This window comes from Micromonospora sp. WMMD558 (genome assembly GCF_049315255.1).
In the GTDB taxonomy this organism is placed as follows: Bacteria; Actinomycetota; Actinomycetes; order Mycobacteriales; family Micromonosporaceae; genus Micromonospora.
In genome coordinates this window covers 5,380,946-5,405,425 of record NZ_CP186061.1, presented here as the reverse complement: position 1 = coordinate 5,405,425, position 24,480 = coordinate 5,380,946, and the positions used below count along the sequence as shown (strand labels likewise).

Here is a 24,480-nt window from a genome sequence, read left to right as displayed (position 1 = left end):
TCGGAGCCCCCGGCCGGTCCGCCCGCGGTCCGCGCCGGTCATCCGACGTCCTTTAACGACCCGTCCCGTGAGGCGGGGAAGGAGGTCCGCCGTGGCCTACCCACCGGCTGCCCGGTCGTCGACCGCGCCGCAACCCTCGGTGAAGGTGATCCTCACCAGCGCCGACGTGCAGCGCGTGGTCGACCGCATCGCCCACCAGATCCTGGAGAAGACCCAGGGCGCCCAGCAGACCGTCCTGCTCGGCATTCCCACCCGGGGCGCACCCCTCGCCCGGCGGCTCGCCGCCCGGATCAGCGCCTTCGAGGGCGTCGACGTCCCGGTCGGCGTGCTCGACATCACCCTCTACCGCGACGACCTGCGTCGGCACGCCACCCGCGCGATCGGGCCGACCGAGCTGCCGGCCGGCGGCATCGACGGCAAGCGGGTCGTGCTCGTCGACGACGTCCTCTTCTCCGGCCGCACCGTGCGCGCGGCGCTCGACGCGTTGAACGACGTCGGCCGCCCGGCGTCGGTCCAGCTCGCCGTCCTGGTCGACCGCGGCCACCGCGAGCTGCCGATCCGCGCCGACTACGTCGGTAAGAACATCCCGACCTCCCTGGCCGAGAGCGTGAAGGTCACCCTCGCGGAGACCGACGGCGCGGACGAGGTCAAGCTGTACGGGGGAGCCACCGCATGATCCGTCACCTGCTCTCCGGCGCCGACCTGGACGCCGCCACCGCCACCCGGATCCTGGACACCGCCGCCGAGATGGCGACCGTGGCCGGCCGCGAGGTCAAGAAGCTGCCGGCGCTGCGGGGCCGGACGGTGGTGAACCTCTTCTACGAGGACTCCACCCGCACCCGGATCTCCTTCGAGGCCGCCGCGAAGCGGCTCAGCGCCGACGTGATCAACTTCTCGGCCAAGGGCTCCAGCGTCGCCAAGGGCGAGAGCCTCAAGGACACCGCGCTCACCCTCCAGGCGATGGGCGCCGACGCCGTGGTGGTCCGGCACCCCGCCTCGGGCGCCCCGCACCGGCTCGCCGACTGGGTGGACGGCTCGGTGGTCAACGCCGGCGACGGCACCCACGAACACCCGACCCAGGCGCTGCTCGACGCGTACACGATGCGCTCCCGGCTGGGCCGGCTCGCCGGTCTCTCGGTCGCGGTGGTCGGGGACGTGCTGCACAGCCGGGTGGCCCGCTCCAACGTCCTGCTGCTGTCCACGCTCGGCGCGAAGGTCACCCTGGTCGGCCCGCCGACGCTCATCCCGGTGGACATCGCGCAGGCGCTCGCGCCCGGCACCGACGTCTCGTACGACCTGGACGCGGTGCTGCCCCAGTCGGACGTGGTGATGATGCTGCGGGTGCAGCGCGAGCGCATGAACGACTCCTACTTCCCGTCCGCCCGCGAGTACGCCCGCCGCTACGGCCTCGACGGCCCGCGCATGCGCCGGCTGCCCGATCACGCGATCGTCATGCACCCCGGCCCGATGAACCGGGGCATGGAGATCACCCCCGAGGTCGCCGACTCGCCCCGCTCCACCATCGTCGAACAGGTCGCCAACGGCGTCTCCGTCCGGATGGCCGTCCTCTACCTGCTGCTCGGAGGGAACAACCGGTGAGCGCGTACCTGATCACCAACGTGAGTGTCGTCGGCGGCGCACCGACCGACCTGCTGATCCGCGACGGCGTCGTGGCCGAGACCGGCACGGGCCTCGCGGCGTCCGACGCCACCGTGGTCGACGGCACCGGCCTGGTCGCCCTGCCCGGCCTGGTCGACCTGCACACCCACCTGCGCGAGCCGGGCCGCGAGGACGCCGAGACCGTCGAGTCGGGCTCCCGGGCGGCGGCGCTCGGCGGCTACACGGCGGTGTGCGCGATGGCGAACACCTCCCCGGTCGCCGACACCGCCGGCGTGGTCGAGCAGGTGTGGCGGCTGGGCCGGGAGGCCGGGCTGGTCGACGTGCAGCCGATCGGCGCGGTCACCGTCGGCCTGGCCGGCGAGCACCTCGCCGAACTGGGCGCGATGGCCGACTCCGCCGCCCGGGTGCGGATCTTCTCCGACGACGGGCACTGCGTCGCCGACCCCCGGCTGATGCGCCGGGCGCTGGAGTACGTGAAGGCGTTCGACGGGATCATCGCCCAGCACGCCGAGGAGCCCCGCCTGACCGAGGGCGCCCAGATGCACGAGGGGGAGGTGTCCACCCGCCTCGGCCTGACCGGCTGGCCGGCGGTCGCCGAGGAGGCGATCATCGCCCGGGACGTGCTGCTCGCCGAGCACGTCGGCAGCCGGCTGCACATCTGCCACGTCTCCACCGCCGGCAGCGTCGAGGTGCTGCGCCAGGCCAAGGCCCGGGGGGTCCGGGTCACCGCCGAGGTGACCCCGCACCACCTGCTGCTCACCGACGAGAAGGCGGCCACCTACGACCCGGTCTACAAGGTCAACCCGCCGCTGCGCACCACCACCGACATCGCCGCGCTGCGTGCCGCGCTGGCCGAGGGCGTGATCGACGTCATCGCCACCGACCACGCCCCGCACGCGGTGGAGGACAAGGAGTGCGAGTGGGCGTACGCCCGGCCGGGCATGCTCGGCCTGGAGACGGCGCTGTCGATCGCGCTGGACGTGCTCGGCCCGCAGTGGGACCTCGTCGCCGAGCGGATGTCCCGCGCCCCGGCGCGCATCGCCGGCCTGGCCGACCACGGCCACGACCCGAGGCCGGGCGTACCGGCCAACCTGACCCTGGTGGACCCGGCCGCCCGCCGCACGATCGAGCCCGCGGAACTGGCCAGCCGCAGCCGCAACACCCCGTACGCCCGCATGACGCTGCCGGGTCGCATCGTGGCGACCTTCCTGCGCGGCGAGCCGACGGTCCTGGACGGAAAGGCAGTGAAGTGACCCGTAGACGACCGGCGATCCTCGTCCTGGAGGACGGGCGCACGTTCCACGGTGAGGCGTACGGCAGCGTCGGGGAGACCTTCGGCGAGGCGGTCTTCAACACCGGCATGACCGGTTACCAGGAGACGCTGACCGACCCGTCCTACCACCGCCAGGTGGTGGTGCAGACCGCGCCGCACATCGGCAACACCGGGGTCAACGGCGAGGACGACGAGTCCGGCCGGATCTGGGTCGCCGGGTACGTCGTCCGCGACCCCGCCCGGATCGGCTCGAACTGGCGCGCCACCGGCGGGCTGGAGGACCGGCTCGCCGCCGAGGGCGTGGTCGGCATCAGCGGCGTCGACACCCGCGCGCTGACCCGCCACCTGCGCGAGCGCGGCGCCATGCGGGTGGGTGTGTCCAGCGTGGAGACCGACCCGCGGGCGCTGCTGGCCCGGGTGCGCCAGTCGCCGCAGATGGTCGGCGCGGACCTCTCCGCCGAGGTGACCACCCCGAAGCCGTACGTGGTCGAGGCGGTGGGGGAGCACCGGTTCACCGTCGCCGCCCTCGACCTGGGCATCAAGCGCAACGTGCCGCGGCGGCTCGCCGCCCGCGGGGTCACCACCCACGTGCTGCCCGCCCACTCGACGATCGACGACCTGCTCGCCACCGGCGCCGACGCGGTGTTCTTCTCGCCCGGCCCGGGTGACCCGGCCACGGCGGACGGGCCGGTGGCGCTGGCCCGCGAGGTGCTGACCCGCGAGGTGCCGCTGTTCGGCATCTGCTTCGGCAGCCAGATCCTCGGGCGGGCGCTCGGCTTCGGCACGTACAAGCTGGGATACGGCCACCGCGGGATCAACCAGCCGGTGCTGGACCGGGCGACCGGCAAGGTCGAGGTGACCAGTCACAACCACGGCTTCGCGGTGCGGTTCCCCGGCGCCGAGCCGGGGGCGGTCGTGCCCAACCAGGTGATCGACACCGAGTTCGGCGGTGTGGAGGTCAGCCACGTCTGCCTCAACGACAACGTGGTCGAGGGGCTGCGGGCCAGGGACGTGCCCGCCTTCACCGTCCAGTACCACCCGGAGGCGGCGGCCGGCCCGCACGACGCGGACTACCTCTTCGACCGTTTCGCCGAACTGATCGAGGGCGGCGGCCTCGACCGGAACCACAGCGAAGGCGGGAAGTAATGCCGAAGCGGACCGATCTGAAGCACATCCTGGTGATCGGCTCCGGGCCGATCGTCATCGGTCAGGCCTGCGAGTTCGACTACTCCGGCACCCAGGCGTGCCGGGTGCTGCGCAGCGAGGGGATCCGGGTCAGCCTGGTCAACTCGAACCCGGCGACGATCATGACGGACCCGGAGTTCGCCGACGCCACGTACGTCGAGCCGATCACCCCCGAGTTCGTCGAGCTGGTCATCGCCCGGGAGCGTCCGGACGCGGTGCTGCCGACCCTGGGCGGCCAGACCGCGCTCAACACGGCGGTCGCCCTGCACGAGGCGGGCGTGCTGGAGAAGTACGGCGTGGAGCTGATCGGCGCGAACATCGACGCCATTCGCCGCGGCGAGGACCGGCAGCTGTTCAAGGACATCGTCGCCAAGGCGGGCGTCCGGATCGGCGTCGAGGACCCCGCCGCCCTGGTGCCCCGGTCCCGGGTCTGCCACTCGATGGACGAGGTGCGCGACACCGTCGCCGACCTGGGCCTGCCGGTGGTGATCCGGCCGTCTTTCACGATGGGCGGCCTCGGCTCCGGCATGGCCCACACCGACGAGGACCTGGAGCGCATCGCCGGCGCCGGCCTGGCCGCGAGCCCGGTGCACGAGGTGCTCATCGAGGAGAGCGTGCTCGGCTGGAAGGAGTACGAGCTCGAACTGATGCGCGACCGCCACGACAACGTGGTGGTCGTCTGCTCGATCGAGAACGTGGACCCGATGGGCGTGCACACCGGCGACAGCGTGACCGTGGCCCCGGCCATGACGCTGACCGACCGGGAGTACCAGCGCCTGCGGGACCTCGGCATCGCCGTGCTGCGCGAGGTGGGGGTGGACACCGGCGGCTGCAACATCCAGTTCGCGGTCAACCCGGCCGACGGCCGGATCGTCGTGATCGAGATGAACCCGCGGGTGTCCCGCTCGTCGGCGCTCGCGTCGAAGGCGACCGGTTTCCCGATCGCGAAGATCGCCGCGAAGCTCGCCATCGGCTACACCCTCGACGAGATCCCCAACGACATCACCCTCAAGACCCCGGCGGCGTTCGAGCCGACCCTGGACTACGTGGTGGTGAAGATTCCCCGGTTCGCCTTCGAGAAGTTCCCCGGCGCGGACCCGGAGCTCACCACCACGATGAAGTCCGTCGGCGAGGCGATGAGCCTGGGCCGGAACTTCACCGAGGCGCTCAACAAGGCGATGCGCTCGATGGAGACGAAGGCGGCCGGCTTCTGGACCCTGCCCGACCCGGACGGCGCCACGAAGGAGAACACCCTCGCCGCGCTGCGCATGCCGCACGACGGGCGGCTCTACACCGTCGAGCGGGCGCTGCGCCTGGGCGCGTCGATCGCCGAGGTGGCCGCCGCCTCCGGCGGCATGGACCCGTGGTTCCTGGACCAGATCGCCGGCCTCGTCGAGCTGCGGGCCGAGATCGTGGACGCGCCGGTGCTCGACGCGGACCTGCTGCGCCGCGCGAAGCGGGCCGGCCTGTCCGACCGCCAGCTCGCCGCGCTGCGCCCCGAGCTGGCCGCCGAGGACGGCGTGCGTACGCTGCGGCACCGCCTTGACGTCCGCCCGGTCTACAAGACGGTGGATACCTGCGCCGCCGAGTTCGAGGCGACCACCCCGTACCACTACTCGTCGTACGACTCGGAGACCGAGGTACGCGGTTCGGACCGGCCGAAGGTGCTGATCCTCGGCTCCGGGCCGAACCGGATCGGGCAGGGCATCGAGTTCGACTACTCCTGTGTGCACGCGGTGATGGCGCTGCGGGACGTCGGCTTCGAGACCGTCATGGTCAACTGCAACCCGGAGACCGTCTCCACCGACTACGACACCGCCGACCGGCTCTACTTCGAGCCGCTGACCTTCGAGGACGTCCTGGAGGTGTGGCACGCCGAGGACTCCTCCGGCAGGGCGGCCGGCGGCCCGGGCGTGGTCGGGGTGATCGTGCAGCTCGGCGGGCAGACCCCGCTGGGCCTGGCGCAGCGGCTCAAGGACGCCGGTGTGCCGGTGGTCGGCACCTCCCCGGAGTCGATCCACCTCGCCGAGGAGCGGGGCGCGTTCGGGTCGCTGCTGGCCCGGGCCGGCCTGCGCGCCCCGGCGCACGGCACCGCCACCTCGTACGACGAGGCCAAGGCGATCGCCGAGGAGATCGGTTACCCGGTGCTGGTCCGCCCGTCGTACGTGCTGGGCGGGCGCGGCATGGAGATCGTGTACGACGACCCCACGCTGCGCGACTACATCGGCCGGGCCACCGACATCTCCCCGGACCACCCGGTGCTGGTGGACCGCTTCCTCGACGACGCCATCGAGATCGACGTCGACGCGCTCTGCGACGCCGACGGCGAGGTCTACCTCGGCGGCGTGATGGAGCACATCGAGGAGGCCGGCATCCACTCCGGCGACTCGTCCTGCGCGCTGCCGCCGATCACCCTGGCCGGCTCGCACGTCGCCCAGGTCCGCCGCTACACCGAGGCGATCGCCCGGGGCATCGGCGTGCGGGGCCTGCTCAACGTGCAGTACGCCCTCAAGGACGACCAGCTCTGGGTCCTGGAGGCGAACCCGCGCGCCTCGCGGACCGTCCCGTTCGTCTCCAAGGCCACGGCGGTGCCGCTGGCGAAGGCGGCGGCCCGGATCGCGCTCGGCGCCACCATCGCCGAACTGCGTGCCGAGGGCCTGCTCCCAGCCGACGGGGACGGCGGCACCCTCCCGCCGGACGCGCCGATCGCGGTCAAGGAGGCGGTCCTGCCGTTCAAGCGCTTCCGCACGCCCACCGGCAAGGGGATCGACTCGCTGCTCGGCCCGGAGATGAAGTCCACCGGCGAGGTGATGGGCATCGACACCGCCTTCGGGCACGCCTTCGCCAAGTCGCAGTCCGCCGCGTACGGCTCCCTGCCGACCGGCGGCCGGATCTTCGTCTCGGTCGCCAACCGGGACAAGCGCGGCATGATCTTCCCGATCAAGCGCCTCGCCGACCTGGGCTTCGAGATCGTCGCCACGGCCGGCACCGCCGAGGTGCTGCGCCGGCACGGCATCGCCTGTGAGCAGATCCGCAAGCACTACGAGTCCGGCGAGGGCGAGGACGCGGTGTCGATGATCCTCGGCGGCGACGTCGCGCTCGTGGTCAACACCCCGCAGGGCTCCGGCGCCAGCGCCCGCTCCGACGGGTACGAGATCCGCAGCGCCGCGGTGACGGCGGACATCCCCTGCATCACCACGGTCCCCGGCGCCGCCGCCGCGGTGATGGGCATCGAAGCCCGTATCCGGGGCGACATGCAGGTCCGCCCGCTCCAGGACCTCCACGCGTCCCTGCGGGCCCGCCGGTGACCCCCGCCCGACCCACGTCGATCATGAAGTTGACGGGTGGGTTGATCTCCGATCCACCCGCCAACTTCATGATCAACACGGTGGGGGGCCGACGGTGATGTTCGAGCGGGGGGTGCGGCCGGTTCTGTTCCGGGTGGGGGGTGGGGACGCGGAGGCGGCGCACGAGTGGACGCTGCGGCGGCTCGCCGGCCTCGCCCGGGTGCCGGCCGCGCTGGCGGTCCTGCGGGCCCGGTACGCCGTGCGGGCGCCCCGGACCGTCTTCGGCGTGGAGTTCCCCAACCCGGTCGGGCTGGCCGCCGGGATGGACAAGGACGGCGCGGCGCTGCCGGCGTGGCCGGCGCTGGGCTTCGGGTTCGTCGAGGTCGGCACCGTCACCGCGCACCCGCAGCCGGGCAACCCCCGGCCGCGGCTGTTCCGCCTGCGCGACAGCGAGGCCGTGGTGAACCGGATGGGCTTCAACAACGCCGGCGCCGCGGCCCTCGCGGCCCGGCTGGCGGCGCTGCCCCGCCCGATCGGGGTGCCGCTGGGCATCTCGCTCGGCAAGTCCAAGGTCACCCCCCTCGACGAGGCGGTCGAGGACTACCGGGCGTCGTACCGCGCGCTGCGCGACCACGGTGACTACTTCGCGGTCAACGTCTCGTCCCCGAACACGCCGGGCCTGCGCTCGTTGCAGGACCGGGCGCACCTCGACGCGCTGCTGGGCGCCCTGGTGGGGGAGAAGCCGGTCCTGGTGAAGATCGCACCGGACCTCACCGAGCCGGCGGTCGCCGAGCTGCTGGAGGTCTGCCTGGCCCGGGGCGCGGCCGGGGTGATCGCCACCAACACCACCCTCGCCCGCGACGGCCTGGCCCCGGCCGACCGGGCGCGCGGCGCCGAGACCGGCGGCCTGTCCGGCCGTCCCCTCGCCGCCCGGGCCCGCGAGGTCGTTGCGTTCGTGCACCGGGAGACCGGCGGCCGGCTGCCGATCGTCGGTGTCGGCGGCATCCTCGACCCGGACGACGCCACCCGGATGTTCGACGCCGGCGCGTCCCTGGTCCAGCTGTACACCGGCCTCATCTACCGGGGACCGGCCCTGGTCCGTGCCGCCGCCCGTGCGGCGGCGTGAAGGTCCCGACCCGGTGAGGCGGCCGCGCCGGAGCGGACCCGCCGGGGTCACCCGGCCCGCCGGCGCGTTCCCGGGGCGGGCGGGCCCCGGCGCCGCGACCGGTCCGGGCAGGAAGGAACTCAGGTGACTCCCGAGCAGATCGCGCGGATCCAGGCCGTCGACGCGGCGCACGTGTGGCACCCGTACGCGGCGGTGCCACCGGCCAGCCCGCCGTACGTCGTGGAGAGCGCGCAGGGCGTACGGCTGCGGTTGGCCGACGGGCGGGAGCTGGTGGACGGCATGTCGTCCTGGTGGGCGGCGATCCACGGCTACCGGCACCCGGTGCTCGACGAGGCGGTGACCGACCAGCTCGGCCGGATGAGCCACGTGATGTTCGGCGGGCTGACCCACGAGCCGGCGGTCACGCTCGCCCGCACCCTCGTCGAGCTGGCCCCGGACGGCCTGGAGCACGTCTTCCTCGCCGACTCCGGCTCGGTGAGCGTCGAGGTGGCCGTGAAGATGTGCCTCCAGTACCAGCGGGCCACCGGCCGGCCGGAGCGCCGCCGGCTGGGCACCTGGCGGGGCGGGTACCACGGCGACACGTTCCACCCGATGAGCGTCTGCGACCCGGAGGGTGGCATGCACCACCTGTGGGGCGACGTGCTGCCCCGGCAGGTGTTCGCCCCGGTGCCACCGGGCGGCTTCGACACGCCGCCCGACCCGGCGTACGAGGCGGCGCTCGCGGACGCGGTCGAGCGGCACGCCCACGAGCTAGCCGCCGTCATCGTCGAGCCGGTCGTCCAAGGGGCCGGTGGGATGCGCTTCCACCACCCGCACTACCTGCGGGTGCTGCGGGAGGTCACCCGCGCCCACGGGGTGCTGCTGATCTTCGACGAGATCGCCACCGGCTTCGGCCGGACCGGTGCGATGTTCGCCGCGGAGCACGCCGGGGTGGCCCCTGACGTCCTCTGTGTGGGCAAGGCGCTCACCGGGGGGTACCTGACCCTGGCCGCAGCCCTCTGCACCCCGGAGATCGCCCGGGGCATCTCCCGGGCCGGTGTGCTCGCGCACGGTCCCACCTTCATGGGCAACCCGCTCGCCTGCGCGGTCGCCAACGCCTCCCTCGGCCTGCTGCGGGCCGGGGACTGGCCGGGCGAGGTGCAGCGGATCGAGGCGGGGCTGCGGGCCGGCCTGGAGCCGCTGCGTGGCGCGCCGGGCGTGGTGGACGTACGGGTGCTCGGCGCGATCGGCGTGGTGCAGCTCGACCACGATGTGGACCTCCCGGTGGCCAGCGCCGCGGCGGCCGGCGAGGGCGTCTGGCTGCGGCCGTTCCGGGACCTGGTCTACACCATGCCGCCGTACGTCACCGACGACGCCGACGTGGTCCGGATCGCCGCCGGGGTCGCGGCCGCGGTGAAGGCCGGCTGACCGGCCGGTTCCGGCCGGTGGGGGAGTACGCGGGCGGCGCGGGCCGCCCGCCGGGAAGCGCCCGCGGGGGCGGCGACGGACGCGGGCGGGCACGTGGCCGTCGGTGCAGTCGACGCGCCCGGGCGGGCGCGGTGGTGGCGGGGGCGGCGTGCTGCCGCCCCGAGACGACGACGATGCGCGCTGCGGGCGCGGAGAGGGAGAGCAGCGATGGAGACCTTCGGCGCCCGGTTGCACCGGGCCGTCAGCGAGCGGGGACCGCTGTGCGTGGGCATCGACCCCCACCCGGGTCTGCTCGCCCGGTGGGGGCTCGACGACGACGTGCGTGGCCTCGAACGGTTCGCCGGGACGGTGGTGGAGGCCCTCGGCGACCGGGTCGCGGTCGTCAAGCCCCAGTCCGCCTTCTTCGAGCGGTTCGGGGCCCGTGGCGTGGCAATCCTAGAGTCAACTATCCGACAGTTACGAAATTGTGGCTCGCTCGTTCTGCTCGACGTCAAGCGCGGTGACATCGGCTCGACGGTCGCCGCGTACGCGTCCGCGTACCTCGATCCATCGAGTCCGCTCTATGTCGACGCGGTGACGGCGAGCCCGTACCTCGGCGTCGGCTCACTCGCGCCGATGTTCGAGCTGGCCGCCGCCAACGGGGGTGGCGTGTTCGTGCTGGCGCTCACGTCCAACCCGGAGGGGGCGGCCGTCCAGCGGGCCCGCGCCGCCGACGGGCGGACCGTCGCGCAGACCGTAATCGACGAGATTTCCCAGCTCAACGCGGGTGCGCAGCCGTTGGGCAGCTTCGGCCTGGTGGTCGGGGCGACCATCGGCGAGACCGGCCACGACCTCTCCACGGTCAACGGTCCGCTGCTCGCGCCCGGCCTCGGCGCGCAGGGTGGGAGCGCGTCCGACCTGCGCGTCGTCTTCGGTTCCAGCCTGCCCGCGGTGCTGCCGTCGTACTCCCGCGAGGTGCTGAACGCGGGCCCCGACGTGACCGCCCTGCGGGCCGCCACGGACCGCGTCCTGGCCGACTGCCGGGCCGTCCTGGCTGGCCGCGACTGACTGACGGCTCGGTCACTTTCTGTTGATCATCGCGCGTCCACGTTGCCGAAAGCTCCGCTGACCGCTAGTTTTCCCCGCGCTGGGAACCAAGGACACCTTGGTTCACAGCGACACCACGTTTCACAGTGCGGCGGTGCGTCCCGCCCGTCGCGATAGGGACCTGAGGAGAACTGGTGCCGCTCCCGTCACTGACCCCCGAGCAGCGCGCAGCCGCGCTGGAGAAGGCCGCGGAGATCCGCAAGGCCCGCGCTGAGCTGAAGGAGCAGCTCAAGCAGGGCAAGACCACCCTCGGAGCCGTTCTCGAGCGGGCCGAGTCCGACGACGTCGTCGGCAAGCTGAAGGTGTCCGCCGTCCTGCAGGCGATGCCGGGCATCGGCAAGATCCGGGCGACCCAGATCATGGAGAAGCTCAAGATCGCCGACAGCCGGCGCCTGCGTGGCCTCGGCGAGCAGCAGCGCAAGGCCCTGCTTGGAGAGTTCGCCGCCAACTGAGGCCGGCAGCCGTGTAGAAACAAGCAGTGAGCACGGATGGCGAGACGCGCCCGGTGGCTCGGCTCACTGTCCTGACCGGGCCTTCGGGTTCCGGCCGGGACGGTGTCGCCGCGCTGGTCCGGGCGCGTTCTCCCGCCGTGTGGACGCCGGTGCCGGCGACCACCCGGCCCCGGCGTGACCACGAGGTGGACGGCGTCGACCGCGTCTTCCTCACCCCCGCCGAGTTCGACCGGCTCGTCACCGTCGGCGGCCTGCTGGAGTGGAGCCGCACCGGCCCGCACCGGCGGGGCACGCCCGGCGAGCCGCTGCGGTCGCGGCTCGCCGGCGGTGATCCCGTCCTGCTGCCGCTCGACCTGGCCGGCGCGCTGCTGGTCCGGGCGGCGGTGCCGGACGCCCGGCTGATCCTGCTGCATCCGCCCGGCACCCGGCCCGATCCGGTCACGGCGGGCCACTTCGAACACACCGTGGCGCACGACCTCACCGAGCGGGTCGTGGACAAGCTGGTAGGATTGTTCGGTTCTTCCTTCCTGGCTCCGGCGCGACCGCGCGTGCGCGGTTGACCGCCAGCACCGCGCGCGGTGTGACAGACGCAGAGGTCAACACGTGGGATCCATCGCCACCAACCCCGAAGGCATCACCAACCCGCCGATCGACGAGCTTCTCGAGAAGACCACGTCGAAGTACGCGCTGGTCATCTTCGCCGCCAAGCGTGCGCGGCAGGTCAACGCCTACTACAGCCAGCTCGGCGAGGGCCTGCTGGAGTACGTCGGCCCGCTGGTCGAGACCACCCCGCAGGAGAAGCCGCTCTCCATCGCCATGCGCGAGATCAACGCGGGCCTGCTCACCGCCGAGCCCACCGACCAGCCGTAACCCGCACCAGCCCGATGTCTCCCCGGATCGTCCTCGGGGTCGGCGGCGGGATCGCCGCGTACAAGGCGTGCGAGCTGCTGCGGCTCTTCACCGAATCGGGCCACCAGGTCCGCGTCGTCCCGACCGCGTCGGCGCTCCGCTTCGTCGGGGCGCCGACCTGGGCGGCGCTCTCCGGGCAGCCGGTCGCCGACGACGTCTGGTCGGACGTCCACGAGGTTCCCCACGTGCGGCTCGGCCAGCAGGCGGATCTGGTGGTCGTGACGCCGGCCACCGCCGACCTGCTCGCCAAGGCCGCCCACGGGCTCGCCGACGACCTGCTCACCAACACACTGCTCACCGCGCGCTGTCCGGTCGTCCTGGCCCCCGCGATGCACACCGAGATGTGGGAGCACCCGGCCACCGTCGCCAACGTCGCGACCCTGCGGGCCCGCGGCGTGCGGGTCATCGAACCGGCGGTCGGCCGACTCACCGGCGCCGACACCGGCAAGGGACGGCTGCCCGACCCGGCGGAGATCTTCGCCGTGGCTCGGCGCGCCCTCGCGCGCGGCGTCGCCGCCCCGGCGGACCTGGCCGGCCGGCACGTGGTGGTCACCGCGGGCGGCACCCGGGAGCCCCTCGACCCGGTCCGTTTCCTCGGCAACCGCTCCTCCGGCAAGCAGGGGTACGCGTTCGCCCGCACCGCCGTCGCGCGGGGAGCCCGGGTGACGCTCGTGTCGGCGAACGTCACGCTGCCCGACCCGGCCGGCGTCGACATGGTGCGGGTCGGCACGACGAGCGAGCTGCGCGAGGCGACGCTCAAGGCCGCCGTCGACGCCGACGCGGTGGTCATGGCGGCCGCTCCGGCCGATTTCCGCCCGGCGACGTACGCGACTGGCAAAATCAAGAAATCGGACGACGGCAGCGCGCCCACGATCGAGCTCGTCACGAACCCGGACATCGCCGCCGAGCTCGGCCAGCGCCGTCGCCCGGAGCAGGTGCTGGTGGTGTTCGCCGCGGAGACCGGCGACGCCGAGGCCAACGGCCGGGCGAAGCTCGCCCGCAAGCGGGCGGACCTCATCGTCATCAACGAGGTCGGCCCGGACAAGGTCTTCGGCGCCGAGACCAACGCGGCGACGGTCATCGGCGCGGACGGCTCGGTCAGCCGGATGCCCGAGCAGTCCAAGGAAGACCTCGCCGAAGGCGTCTGGGATCTGGTCGTCGCCCGGCTCGTCGGCCGTTCCTGACGGCTGGAACGGGCACGACCGAAGAGGCCGACTCCGGACGCGGGTGATTACACTGCCGCGGAACGACCTTTCCAAACTTAGGAGTGCCGTGACACGCCGCCTCTTCACTTCCGAATCGGTCACGGAAGGCCATCCCGACAAGATCGCCGACCAGATCAGTGACGGGATCCTCGATGCGTTGTTGGCGGAGGATCCGCGGAGTCGGGTCGCGGTGGAGACGTTGATCACGACTGGTCAGGTGCACATCGCGGGTGAGGTGACCACGAAGGCGTATGCCGACATCCCGACGATCGTGCGTCGCACGATCCTGGATATCGGCTATGACTCGTCGAAGAAGGGTTTCGACGGTGCCTCGTGTGGGGTGAGTGTGTCGATCGGGGCGCAGTCGGCGGACATCGCGCAGGGTGTGGACAACGCGTTCGAGTTGCGTACGGGTGCGTCGGAGAGTGCGTTGGACGCGCAGGGTGCCGGTGACCAGGGGATGATGTTCGGCTTCGCGTGTTCGGAGACGCCGGAGTTGATGCCGTTGCCGATCGCGTTGGCGCATCGGTTGTCGCGGCGGTTGGCGCAGGTGCGTAAGGACGGCACGGTGCCGTATCTGCGGCCGGATGGTAAGACGCAGGTGACGATCGAGTACGAGGGTCTGCGTCCGGTGCGGTTGAACACTGTTGTGGTGTCCAGCCAGCATGCGGCGGACATCTCGTTGGAGTCGCTGCTCACCCCGGATGTTCGGGATCATGTGATCACGCCGGAGGTGGAGTCGCTGGGGTTGGATACCGAGGGGTACCGGTTGTTGGTGAATCCGACGGGCCGGTTCGAGATCGGTGGTCCGATGGGTGATGCCGGGCTGACCGGTCGGAAGATCATCGTGGATACGTACGGCGGGTACGCGCGGCACGGTGGTGGGGCGTTCTCGGGTAAGGATCCGTCGAAGGTGGACCGGTCGGCGGCGTATGCGATGCGGTGGGTGGCGAAGAACGTGGTCGCCGCGGGTCTGGCGGAGCGGTGTGAGGCGCAGGTGGCGTATGCGATCGGTAAGGCGCATCCGGTGAGTTTGTTCATCGAGACGTTCGGCACGGAGACGGTGCCGGTGGAGCGGATCGAGAAGGCGGTCACGGAGGTGTTCGATCTGCGGCCGGCGGCGATCATCCGGGATCTGGACCTGATGCGGCCGATCTACGCGCAGACCGCCGCGTACGGGCACTTCGGTCGGGAGTTGCCCGACTTCACGTGGGAGAGCACCGACCGCGCCGCCGACCTCAAGTCGGTAGCGGGAGCCTGAGCGGCACCACGCGCAGCGACCGGCGACCCGCCGAGGGGTCGCCGGTCGCTCGTGTCTGCGTCGACGTGCCGCTGGCCCACCTCGATCGCCCCTTCGACTACCTGGTGCCCGAGGCCCTCGACGCCGACGCCGCCCCCGGCACCCGGGTGAAGGTCCGCTTCGCCGGCCAACTCGTCGACGGCTGGCTGCTGGAGCGGGCCGACGCGTCCGAGCACCCCCGGCTCGCGTACCTCGACAAGGTCGTCTCCCCGGAACCGGCGCTCGCGCCGGAGATCGCACGGCTCGCCCGCGCGGTGGCCGACCGGTACGCCGGCAGCCTCGCCGACGTGCTCCGCCTCGCCGTCCCGCCCCGCCACGCCCGGGTGGAGAAGGAACCCCACCAGCCACCCGAGGCGGGCGAAGCGCCTCCCGTACCGGACGGCTGGCGCGACTACCCCGCCGGCCCGGCCCTGCTGCGGGCCCTCGCCGACGGCCGCCCCGCCCGCGCGGTCTGGTCCGCGCTCCCCGGCGAGGACTGGCCCGCCCGGTACGCGGAGGCCGTCGCCGCGACCGTCGCCGGTGGCCGAGGCGCCGTGGTGGTGGTCGCCGACGCGCGCGACCTCGACCGGCTCGACGCGGCCCTGACCGGCGCCCTCGGTCCCGGCCGGCACGTCCAGCTCACCGCCGCGCTCGGTCCGGCCCGGCGGTACCGGGCGTTCCTCGCCGCCCGCCGTGGCGACGTCCCGGTCGTGATCGGCACCCGGGCCGCCATGTTCGCCCCGGTGCACCGGCTCGGTCTGGTCGCCATCTGGGACGACGGCGACGACCTGCACGCCGAACCCCGGGCCCCCTACCCGCACGCCCGCGAGGTGCTGCTGACCCGCGCCCAGCTCGCCGACGTCGCCGCCGTGGTCGGCGGGTACGCCCGCACCGCCGAGGCCCAACTGCTCGTCGAGACCGGATGGGCCCGCGAGGTCGTGGCCGACCGGGCCACGGTCCGCGCCCGTACCCCGGCCATCGCCCCCACCGGCGACGACCCGCAACTGGCCCGCGACCCGGGCGCGGCCACCGCCCGGCTGCCCAGCCTTGCCTGGACCACCGCCCGCGACGCGCTGCGCGCCGACGCCCCGGTGCTGGTCCAGGTGCCCCGCCGCGGCTACCTGCCGTCGGTGGCCTGCGCCACCTGCCGCACTCCGGCCCGCTGCCCACACTGCGCCGGCCCCCTGGCCCTCCCGTCCGCCGAGGGGGCTCCCGCCTGCCGCTGGTGCGGGCGCGTCGCCGCCGCGTACGCCTGCCCGGAGTGCGGGGGACGGCGCCTGCGGGCCTCGGTCACCGGCGCCCGGCGGACCGCCGAGGAACTGGGCCGGGCGTTCCCGGGCGTGCCGGTACGGACCTCCGGGCGGGAGGAGGTCCTCGCGACCGTGCCCGGCGGTGCCGGCCTCGTCATCGCGACCCCGGGCGCCGAGCCGGTGGCCGACGGCGGCTACGGCGCCGTGCTGCTGCTCGACTCGTGGGCGCTGCTCACCCGCGCCGACCTGCGGGCGGGGGAGGAGGCGTTACGGCGGTGGCTCGGCGCCGCCGCACTGGCCCGTCCCGCGGCGGCCGGCGGCCGGGTGGTGGTCGTCGCCGACGGCGGGCTCGCCCCGGTCCAGGCGCTGCTGCGGTGGGACGCGGCCTGGTTCGCCGCCCGGGAACTGGCCGAGCGCCGCGACCTGGGCTTCCCCCCGGCGGTCCGGATGGCCAGCGTCACCGGCCCACCGGCCGCCGTCGCCGACCTGCTCGCCGAGGCCCGGCTGCCCGAGGACGCGGAGGTGCTGGGCCCCGTCCCCGCCGACGACGACCGGGAACGGATGCTGGTCCGGGTGCCCCGGGCCCGCGCCGCCGCCCTCGCCGGGGCGCTGCACGCCGCGGCCGGGGTGCGCGCCGCCCGCAAGGCCGCCGACCCGGTCCGGCTCCAGGTCGACCCCCTCGCCCTGTTCTGACCGGTCGCACGCCGCGCCACGGTCATCACCGTCCGTCACCGAAGCGGGTGTGGCGGACACGCTGTGTGGGAAGTGACCCGGGTACGGGTGATAGCATCGCCCGTCATCAGCCGGTGATCAGAGGTGGACCAGTCGTGACCGTTCGTCAGTCGATCGTCTTCAACGGTGACCTCGGCAGCGGCAAGAGCACCGTCTCCGTGGAGATCGCCAAGCGCCTCGGCATGCGCCGGGTCAGTGTCGGCGACCTCTACCGGCAGATGGCGCAGGAGCGGCAGATGACCGCCCTCCAGCTCAACCTGCACGCCGAGCTGGACCAGGCCGTCGACGGCTACGTCGACCAGCTCCAGCGGGACATCGCCGCCTCCGGCGAGAGCCTCGTCATGGACTCCCGGCTGGCCTGGCACTTCTTCACCGACGCGCTCAAGGTCCACATGATCACCGAGCCGGGCGAGGCGGCCCGCCGGGTGCTCCTGCGGCCCTCCGGCCCCGCCGAGAGCTACACCTCCCTGGAGGAGGCCAAGGCCAGGCTCAAGGAGCGCAGCGAGAGCGAGCGCGGCCGGTTCATCGTCCGGTACGGGGTGGACAAGGCCCGGCTGCGGAACTACGACCTGATCTGCGACACCACCCGGGCCACCGCCGAGGACGTGATCGAGCACATCGTCGACGCGTACGAGGGGCGGCTCTGCCCGGACGTGCTGCGGGACACCCCGCCGCTGCTGCTGCTCGACCCGGCCCGGGTCTACCCGACCGAGGACATCGCCGCCCTGCGCGACCTGTGGGACACCGAGTTCGTCGACGACGTCGCCGCGGCCGGCGACGAGGCCCTCGAACCGCTGCGGATCGGCTACACCGGCGAGTACTTCTTCGTCGTCGACGGGCACCGCCGGCTCAGCGCCGCGCTCCAGAACGGGTTCCGGATGGTGCCCGCGCGGCTGGTCGCCGAGGTGGACGAGCCCGTGGTCGGCGGGATGAGCGCGATCGACTACTTCACCGCCCAGGTGCGGCCCAGCCTGATCCACGACTGGGAGGCGGCCCACAAGATCGAGCTGCCGCTGCCGGAGCACGCCCTGCTGGGGCGCGGCGCCGTGCTGGCGGGCGAGCCCGGCGCCGGTTCCTGACCGCCGGGTCGGCCCGGCCCGCCTCGGCCGGGCTCCCGGCCCCGTGGCGTCGGCGCGACCCGCACCGGCGGCCCGTGCCTCGGCGGGGCTGACGGCGGGCCGCCGCGCGCGCATGATGGAGCCTCCGGCACCCCTCGACGCGGGAGGCGACCCATGGACGCATCCGAGGCGGTCGCACTGCTCATGTCGCCGCAGGGGCGGCTCGACCCGTACCCGACGTACGAGCGGCTGCGCGCGCACGGGCCGGTGGTGGAGGCCGCGCCCGCCTTCTTCGTGGTCACCGGGTACGCGGAAGCCGACGCGATCCTGCGCGACGCCCGGTTCGGCGTGCTCGACGACGACCTGCGGGACAACCTCTGGCCCGGATGGCGGCAGAGCGCGGCCGTCGCGTCGATCTCCCGCTCGATGCTGCGGACCAACCCGCCGGACCACACCCGGCTGCGCCGGCTCGCCGCCGGGGCCTTCACGCCACGCCGGGTCGCCGCCATGCGGGACGTCGTCGCGGCGCAGGCCGACCAGCTCGTCGACGCGATGGCCGAGCGGGGACGGGACGGCACGCCGGTCGACGTCATGGCCGACTTCGCGTACCCGCTGCCGGTGGGGGTTATCTGCGCGCTGCTCGGCGTACCCGCGCAGGACCGGCCGCTGTTCCGCCGCTGGGCGGCCGACCTGACCGGCATCCTGGAGCCGGAGATCACCCCGGAGGACCTGGCGGTGGCGGACCGGGGCGCCACCGAGCTGAGCGACTACTTCGCCGAGCTGGTCGCGGCGCGACGGCGGGCACCCGCCGACGACCTGACCACCGCCCTCGTGCAGGTGCACGACGCCGACGGTGACCGGCTCTCCGGCGACGAGCTGCTGGCGAACCTCGTGGTGCTGCTGGTCGCCGGCTTCGAGACCACCACCAACCTGCTCGGCAACGGCCTGGTCGTGCTGCTGGACCACCCCCGGGAGGCCACCGCGCTGCGCGCGCACCCCGACCTCGCGCCGGCGCACGTCGAGGAGCTGCTCCGGTACGACTCCCCGGTCCAGCTCACCACCCGCCGCAGCGACGCGCCGGCCCGGGTCGGGGGCACGGAGCTGCCGGCCGGCAGCTGGGCGCTGCTGCTGCTCGGTGCCGCCAACCGCGACCCCCGGCGCTTCCCGGAGCCGGCCCGGTTCGACCCGTGGCGCGCCCAGCCGCATCCGCTCTCCTTCGGGGCCGGCCCGCACTACTGCCTCGGCGCCGGGCTGGCCCGGCTGGAGGCGCAGGTCGCCTTCCCGCTGCTGCTGCGCCGGCTGCCCGGCCTGGCGCTGGCCGGCACGCCCCGCCGCCGGACCCGGTTGACGCTGCGTGGCTACGACACCCTCCCGGTCACCGTCGCCGCGGCGGTCGGCGATCGCGGTACGCCGGCCGGGGCCGGCCCGGCCACTCCGTAGACTGGTACGGCACGCCCGTCGCCGAGCCCACGAAGGAGCCACCCCGCGTGACCGTCCAGCCCATCCGTCTGTTCGGCGACCCGGTGCTGCGCACGCCGGCCGATCCGGTGGTCGACTTCGACGTCGAGCTGCGCAAGCTCGTCGCCGACCTGACCGACACGATGCGCGAGCAGAACGGTGCCGGCCTCGCGGCGCCGCAGCTCGGCGTGGGCCTGCGGGTGTTCACCTTCGACGTCGACGACGTGGTCGGCCACCTGGTCAACCCGGTGCTCGAATTCCCCGACGAAGAGGAGCAGGACGGCCCGGAGGGCTGCCTCTCCATTCCCGGGCTCTACTTCGACACCAAGCGTCGGCAGAACGTCATCGCCAAGGGCTTCAACGGCTACGGCGACCCGATGCAGATCGTCGGCGCCGGCCTGATGGCCCGGTGCGTGCAGCACGAGACCGACCACCTCGACGGTGTCCTCTTCGTCGACCGGCTCGACGCGGCCGGCCGTAAGGCGGCCATGAAGGCGATCCGCCAGGCCGAGTGGTACGACCCGGCCGCCCCGCCGACGGTCAAACTCAGCCCGCACGCCGCCAGCAGCCCCTTCGGCCTGGGGCGGTGACCGGCCGATGCGCCTGATCTTCGCCGGCACGCCGGCCGTCGCCGTCCCCGCTCTGGAGGCGGTCGCCGCCTCCCGCCACGAGCTCGTGGCCGTGGTCACCCGGCCGGACGCCCCCGCCGGGCGCGGTCGTGGGCTGTCCCGCTCCCCTGTGGGCGCCTGGGCCGACCAGCACGGCGTCGAGGTGCTCACCCCCGCCCGGCCGCGCGAGCCCGAGTTCCTCGACCGGCTGCGCGAGCTGGCGCCCGACTGCGTGCCCGTCGTGGCGTACGGGGCGCTGGTCCCGCCGGCCGCCCTGGAGATCCCCGGGCACGGCTGGATCAACCTGCACTTCTCGCTGCTGCCCGCGTGGCGGGGCGCGGCGCCGGTGCAGCACGCGGTGCTGCACGGCGACGAGCTGACCGGCGCCAGCGTGTTCCAGTTGGAGGAGGGGCTGGACACCGGGCCGGTGTTCGGCACCGTCACCGACGAGATCCGCGCCACCGACACCTCCGGGGACCTGCTGGAGCGGCTCGCCCACTCCGGCGCCGGCCTGCTGGTCGCCGTGCTCGACGCGATCGAGGACGGCACCGCTCGGGCCGAGCCGCAGCCGGCCGACGGGGTGTCCCTGGCGCCGAAGCTCACCGTCGAGGACGCGCGGGTCCGCTGGACCGACCCGGTGTTCGCGGTGGACCGCCGCATCCGCGCCGCCACCCCCGCCCCCGGCCCGTGGACCACCTTCCGCGACGAGCGGGTGAAGCTCGGCCCGGTGACGCCGGTCGCCGACGGTCCCGACCTGAAGCCGGGGGAACTGCTGGTGGAGAAGTCCCGGGTGCTGGCGGGCACCGCCACCACGCCGGTGCGCCTCGGCGAGGTCCGGGCCGCCGGCAAGAAGGCCATGCCGGCGAGCGACTGGGCGCGTGGCGCCCGGGTCGCCGCCGGGGAGGTCTTCGCGTGACCGACCGCGCCGACCGCTCCGACCGTCCCGACAACCCCCGCGGCGGCCGTTTCGACGCCGGCCCCGCGGGCGTCCCGGACGCCGCCCGTCTCGGTCGGGCCGACGAGCCCGGCTCCACCCGGTTCGGGCGGGCCACCGGTGGCCGGCCGGACCGCGCCGCGCCCCGGCGGGCCGGTGCGCCCCGCGACGACCGGCGGGCGGGCGCCGGCCGCCCGGAGCGCGGTGCCACCACCGGGGGCGCACGCCCCGGTCGCCGTCCGGGACCCGCCGACCGGCCCCGGTACGCCGCGTACGAGGCGATCGAGGCGGTCAACCGGGATGACGCGTACGCCAACCTGGCGCTCCCGGCGATCCTCCGCGACGCTGGGCTGGCCGGCCGTGACGCCGCCTTCGCCACCGAGCTGACCTACGGCACACTGCGCCACCTCGGCACCCTCGACGCGATCCTCACCGACGCCGCCGGGCGGGACGTGGCCCGGATCGACCCCCCGGTCCGCGACGCGCTGCGGCTCGGGGCGTACCAGCTGCTGCACACCCGCGTGCCCGCGCACGCCGCCGTCTCGTCGACCGTCGACCTGGTCCGGACCGTCGGGCCGGGCGCGACCGGGTTCGCCAACGCGGTGTTGCGCGAGGTCGCCGGTCGGGACGTCGACGCGTGGGTGGCGAAGCTCGCCCCGCCGATGGACACCGACCCGGTCGGCCACCTGGCGCTCGCGCACAGCCATCCGCAGTGGATCGTGCGGGCGTTCGCCGAGGCGCTCGGCGGCGACCTCGGTGAGACCACCCGCCTGCTCATCGAGGACAACGAACGCCCGCCGGTGCACCTGTGCGCCCGCCCCGGGCTCGCCGACCCGGTCGAGCTGGCCGACGAGGTCGGCGGCGCGCCCGGCGCGTTCTCCCCGTACGCGGTCTACCTGGGCGGCGGCGCGCCGGGCGACCTGCCGGCGCTCACCGAGGGCCGGGCGCACGTGCAGGACGAGGGCTCCCAGTTGGTGGCCGACGCCCTCGCCGTGGCCCCGCTCGACGGGCCGGACGGGCGGTGGCTCGACCTGTGTGCCGGCCCGGGCGGCAAGTCCGGCCTGCTCGGCGCCATCGCCGCCCAGCGGGGGGCGCGGCTCACCGCGGTGGAGGTGTCCGAGCACCGCGCCCGCCTCGTCGCGCAGGCCACCCGCGATCTGCCGGTGACCGTGCTGAACACCGACGGCCGCGCCGTCGGCGACCACCCGAAGCTCGCGGAGGAGCACTTCGACCGGGTGCTGGTCGACGCGCCGTGCACCGGCCTGGGGTCGCTGCGCCGGCGGCCCGAGTCGCGTTGGCGCCGGCAGCCGTCGGACCTGCCGGCGCTGACCCGGTTGCAGCGGGAACTGCTCGGGGCGGCGCTGCGGGCCGTGCGCCCCGGCGGTGTGGTCGCGTACGTCACCTGTTCGCCGCACACCGTCGAGACGCACGTGACGGTCACCGAGTCGGCCCGCCGGGCCGGGGTGCCGGTCGACTTCGTCGACGCCCGCCCGCTGCTGCCGGCGGGGATGCCCGGGCTCGGCGGTGGGCCGACGGTGCAGTTGTGGCCGCACCGGCACGGCACCGACGCGATGTTCCTCGCGGTGCTGCGCCGCGGCTGACGCGGCCGGCGCTCAGCCCATCGGCAGGCCTGAACGGCCGGCGCCCTTCATCGAGCGGGTGAGGTTGCGCTCGCTCACCCACAGGAAGCACTGCACGCCGCGGTTGCCGTCGCGCCACTCCGCCTCGAGCGGGTGGTACCAGATCGAACCGGTGCGGAAGCGGACCTCGCCGCGCGGCACCTTCGCGTACGCGGCGATCAGCGCCAGGCAGCCGTCGCGGACGCGGCGGTCGTTCTTGGTAAACGCCGCGTAGCTGGTGTCCGGCGCGACCCAGACGCCGACGAACTCGGCGTGGTGCGGGCGGGTGCACGACACGGGGGCCATCCGAATGATCCGGTCGTCCTTGACGGCCGGGTTGAAGCAGGTGTGCCGCAGCGGCGACGAGCCGGCCAGCGCCCCGCCGAGACGGGCCGTGCGGGTGACCACGCTCGGGTCGTCCATGCTCCGGATCTCCGCCGCGTCGCAGCGGAACCAGCGGGCCCCACCCGTCCAGGCGGCCGGTGACGGGAACACCACGGACAGGCCGACCCGGCCGCTGCGCCAGTCCGCGCCCAGCGCCCGCGTGGCCTCCCGGTCGCAGGTGGCGTGCGCGGTGCGCGTCCCGGCGGAGCCGGGCGACGGCGGCGTCGTCCCCGTCGCGCCGGCACCGGTCAGCGTGCCCACGTGCAGCGTCTCCACCCGGTGCGGCCGCTCGCACGGCACCGGGTCGTACGCCCCGAGGTAGCCGACCCGGGCCACGTGCGCGTGACACGTCCCCGCCTCGGGGACGAAGGCGGTCGGGGCGCTGATCGTGGCCCAGTCGTCGACCAGGTCACCGTCGGTGCCGGCCGGCGGCGCGACGCAGCCGGTGAGCGCCACGACCACCACGCCGAGCGCCATTCCCGCGAACCAGCGTCGCTTCACCCTCCGACCTCCCGTCGCCCGGTAGACGCGGCATCGTCGATGCCGGCCACGGAGCGGGAGCATACGTCAGATCGCCGGCAGCCCCTGCGGGCCCGCGCCGCGCATCGAGCGGGTCAGCTTCCGGTCGTCACTCCACAGGAAACAGCGCACGCCCCGGTCGCCCTCCTCCCACTCCCGCTGGGACGGCGGGTAGAAGATCGAGCCGGCCCGGTACGGCAGGTCGCTGTTGTTGGGCACGTCGGCGAAGGCGGCGATGAGCGCCATGCAGCGCTGGTGTGCCTGCTGCTCGTTGCGGGTGAACTCCGCCCAGCTCATGTCGCGTTCCACGTACACGCCGACGAACTCGGCCCGGTGCGGCTCGGTGCACAGCACCGGTGCCATGTAGTTGAGGTTCTCGCCGATCAGCTTGGGGTCGAAGCAGCGGTGGATCAGCGCGGAGTCGCCGAGCATCGCGCCGCGGAGGCTCCCGGTCCGGTTGACCGGCCGGGTGTTGTCGATGCTGTCGGTCTCGCTGAGGTCGCAGCGGAACCAGCGGGCGCCACCGGTCCACGCGGGAACGGACGGCAGGGCGATGTTCATGGTGAGGCGGGCGGAGTGCCAGTCACCGCCGAGCACCTCGCGGACCCGCTGGTCGCACTCGGCGCGGGCGGCGCGCAGGTCCGGCGAGCCCGGTTCGGGCCGGCGGGCGCCGTCGGCGACCGGGCCGGTGAACGTGCCCACGTGTACGGCCTCCGCCAGGTGGTTGCGGGCGCAGTCCACCGTCTCGTACGTGCTCGCCTGCACCACGGCGGTGATCCGGGGGAGGCAGACCCCGGCGGCCGGGACGAACAGCCGCGCCTCGGCCAGCGCGGGCCAGTCGTCGGTGAGGTCGCCGTCGGATCCGCCGGGCCGTACGCAGCCGCCGAGCAGGAGCGCGGCCGCGCCGGCCAGCGCCACCGCTCGGAGAGGAAGCCACCGTCGCATCATCCGCCCTTTCCGGGAGCTGACGGCCGGCCACCGCGGACCCGGCCGGCGCGCCAGGTGGTCGTGCGGCCCACGTCACCGTCCCTCATGGAGTTTTGCCGTGTTTCCGTCATCCAGCCAGTCACGAATGACCCTTCGTCCGGA

The 24,480-nt window shown here is 74.0% G+C and carries 21 protein-coding genes; 19 read left to right on the top strand and 2 right to left on the bottom strand.

Annotated features, from left to right (window positions below; translation table 11 throughout):
- Nucleotides 1-91 precede the first annotated feature (91 nt).
- From pyrR to ACN26Y_RS25660, 19 genes are all read left to right on the top strand, one after another.
- On the top strand, nt 92-676 hold the full coding sequence (gene pyrR / locus ACN26Y_RS25750) for a bifunctional pyr operon transcriptional regulator/uracil phosphoribosyltransferase PyrR (RefSeq protein ID WP_155332737.1): 585 nt from the start codon (nt 92-94) through the stop codon (nt 674-676).
- A complete protein-coding gene (locus tag ACN26Y_RS25745) occupies nt 673-1,599 on the top strand; it encodes an aspartate carbamoyltransferase catalytic subunit (RefSeq protein ID WP_155332736.1) in 927 nt (308 codons plus the stop codon). Before pyrR ends, ACN26Y_RS25745 begins: the two co-directional genes overlap by 4 nt.
- Nucleotides 1,596-2,873, top strand: a complete 1,278-nt coding sequence (locus ACN26Y_RS25740) for a dihydroorotase (protein ID WP_366603268.1) — start codon at nt 1,596-1,598, stop codon at nt 2,871-2,873. The genes ACN26Y_RS25745 and ACN26Y_RS25740 overlap by 4 nt, the downstream gene beginning before the upstream one ends.
- A complete protein-coding gene (carA, locus tag ACN26Y_RS25735) occupies nt 2,870-4,039 on the top strand; it encodes a glutamine-hydrolyzing carbamoyl-phosphate synthase small subunit (RefSeq protein WP_155332734.1) in 1,170 nt (389 codons plus the stop codon). Before ACN26Y_RS25740 ends, carA begins: the two co-directional genes overlap by 4 nt.
- Nucleotides 4,039-7,386, top strand: a complete 3,348-nt coding sequence (gene carB / locus ACN26Y_RS25730; protein WP_155332733.1) for a carbamoyl-phosphate synthase large subunit — start codon at nt 4,039-4,041, stop codon at nt 7,384-7,386. The genes carA and carB overlap by 1 nt, the downstream gene beginning before the upstream one ends.
- A gap of 94 nt (nt 7,387-7,480) precedes the next feature.
- Nucleotides 7,481-8,491: a quinone-dependent dihydroorotate dehydrogenase gene (locus tag ACN26Y_RS25725; RefSeq protein WP_422733660.1), complete on the top strand. Its 1,011-nt coding sequence runs from the start codon at nt 7,481-7,483 to the stop codon at nt 8,489-8,491.
- A 123-nt stretch (nt 8,492-8,614) separates the two neighbouring features.
- Nucleotides 8,615-9,898, top strand: a complete 1,284-nt coding sequence (locus ACN26Y_RS25720; protein WP_155332731.1) for an adenosylmethionine--8-amino-7-oxononanoate transaminase — start codon at nt 8,615-8,617, stop codon at nt 9,896-9,898.
- 207 nt (nt 9,899-10,105) lie between these two features.
- Nucleotides 10,106-10,945 carry an orotidine-5'-phosphate decarboxylase gene (gene pyrF, locus ACN26Y_RS25715; RefSeq protein WP_155332730.1) on the top strand — a complete coding sequence of 280 codons (840 nt, stop codon included), beginning with the start codon at nt 10,106-10,108 and terminating at the stop codon, nt 10,943-10,945.
- Between the two features lie 173 nt (nt 10,946-11,118).
- Complete coding sequence (mihF, locus tag ACN26Y_RS25710; protein WP_007458370.1) at nt 11,119-11,436, top strand: integration host factor, actinobacterial type; 318 nt, start codon at nt 11,119-11,121, stop codon at nt 11,434-11,436.
- Between the two features lie 26 nt (nt 11,437-11,462).
- The gene (locus tag ACN26Y_RS25705; protein ID WP_155332729.1) at nt 11,463-11,996 is read left to right on the top strand and encodes a guanylate kinase; all 534 of its coding nucleotides are present in this window, start codon (nt 11,463-11,465) and stop codon (nt 11,994-11,996) included.
- Nucleotides 11,997-12,039: 43 nt separating this feature from the next.
- Nucleotides 12,040-12,306 (top strand): DNA-directed RNA polymerase subunit omega, encoded by a 267-nt coding sequence (gene rpoZ / locus ACN26Y_RS25700; protein ID WP_013285517.1) that lies wholly within the window; start codon nt 12,040-12,042, stop codon nt 12,304-12,306.
- 14 nt (nt 12,307-12,320) lie between these two features.
- Nucleotides 12,321-13,529 carry a bifunctional phosphopantothenoylcysteine decarboxylase/phosphopantothenate--cysteine ligase CoaBC gene (coaBC, locus tag ACN26Y_RS25695; RefSeq protein ID WP_155332728.1) on the top strand — a complete coding sequence of 403 codons (1,209 nt, stop codon included), beginning with the start codon at nt 12,321-12,323 and terminating at the stop codon, nt 13,527-13,529.
- A gap of 88 nt (nt 13,530-13,617) precedes the next feature.
- A complete protein-coding gene (metK, locus tag ACN26Y_RS25690; RefSeq protein ID WP_422733659.1) occupies nt 13,618-14,811 on the top strand; it encodes a methionine adenosyltransferase in 1,194 nt (397 codons plus the stop codon).
- The gene (locus ACN26Y_RS25685) at nt 14,808-16,772 is read left to right on the top strand and encodes a primosomal protein N' (protein ID WP_155334296.1); all 1,965 of its coding nucleotides are present in this window, start codon (nt 14,808-14,810) and stop codon (nt 16,770-16,772) included. The genes metK and ACN26Y_RS25685 overlap by 4 nt, the downstream gene beginning before the upstream one ends.
- A gap of 134 nt (nt 16,773-16,906) precedes the next feature.
- Nucleotides 16,907-17,890 (top strand): AAA family ATPase, encoded by a 984-nt coding sequence (locus ACN26Y_RS25680; protein ID WP_155332726.1) that lies wholly within the window; start codon nt 16,907-16,909, stop codon nt 17,888-17,890.
- Between the two features lie 153 nt (nt 17,891-18,043).
- A complete protein-coding gene (locus ACN26Y_RS25675) occupies nt 18,044-19,309 on the top strand; it encodes a cytochrome P450 (RefSeq protein WP_155332725.1) in 1,266 nt (421 codons plus the stop codon).
- A 47-nt stretch (nt 19,310-19,356) separates the two neighbouring features.
- The gene (gene def, locus ACN26Y_RS25670) at nt 19,357-19,917 is read left to right on the top strand and encodes a peptide deformylase (protein WP_155332724.1); all 561 of its coding nucleotides are present in this window, start codon (nt 19,357-19,359) and stop codon (nt 19,915-19,917) included.
- A gap of 7 nt (nt 19,918-19,924) precedes the next feature.
- Nucleotides 19,925-20,851 carry a methionyl-tRNA formyltransferase gene (fmt, locus tag ACN26Y_RS25665; RefSeq protein ID WP_155332723.1) on the top strand — a complete coding sequence of 309 codons (927 nt, stop codon included), beginning with the start codon at nt 19,925-19,927 and terminating at the stop codon, nt 20,849-20,851.
- Nucleotides 20,848-22,470 (top strand): RsmB/NOP family class I SAM-dependent RNA methyltransferase, encoded by a 1,623-nt coding sequence (locus ACN26Y_RS25660; RefSeq protein ID WP_370463274.1) that lies wholly within the window; start codon nt 20,848-20,850, stop codon nt 22,468-22,470. Before fmt ends, ACN26Y_RS25660 begins: the two co-directional genes overlap by 4 nt.
- A 12-nt stretch (nt 22,471-22,482) precedes the next feature.
- Here ACN26Y_RS25660 and ACN26Y_RS25655 read toward each other — a convergent pair whose 3' ends face one another.
- Together ACN26Y_RS25655 and ACN26Y_RS25650 are read right to left on the bottom strand one after the other, a co-directional pair.
- Nucleotides 22,483-23,349, bottom strand: coding sequence for a septum formation family protein (locus tag ACN26Y_RS25655; RefSeq protein WP_155334294.1), 867 nt, complete (start codon nt 23,347-23,349; stop codon nt 22,483-22,485).
- A 90-nt stretch (nt 23,350-23,439) separates the two neighbouring features.
- Nucleotides 23,440-24,336 carry a septum formation family protein gene (locus tag ACN26Y_RS25650; RefSeq protein WP_155334293.1) on the bottom strand — a complete coding sequence of 299 codons (897 nt, stop codon included), beginning with the start codon at nt 24,334-24,336 and terminating at the stop codon, nt 23,440-23,442.
- Between the last annotated feature and the right edge of the window lie 144 nt (nt 24,337-24,480).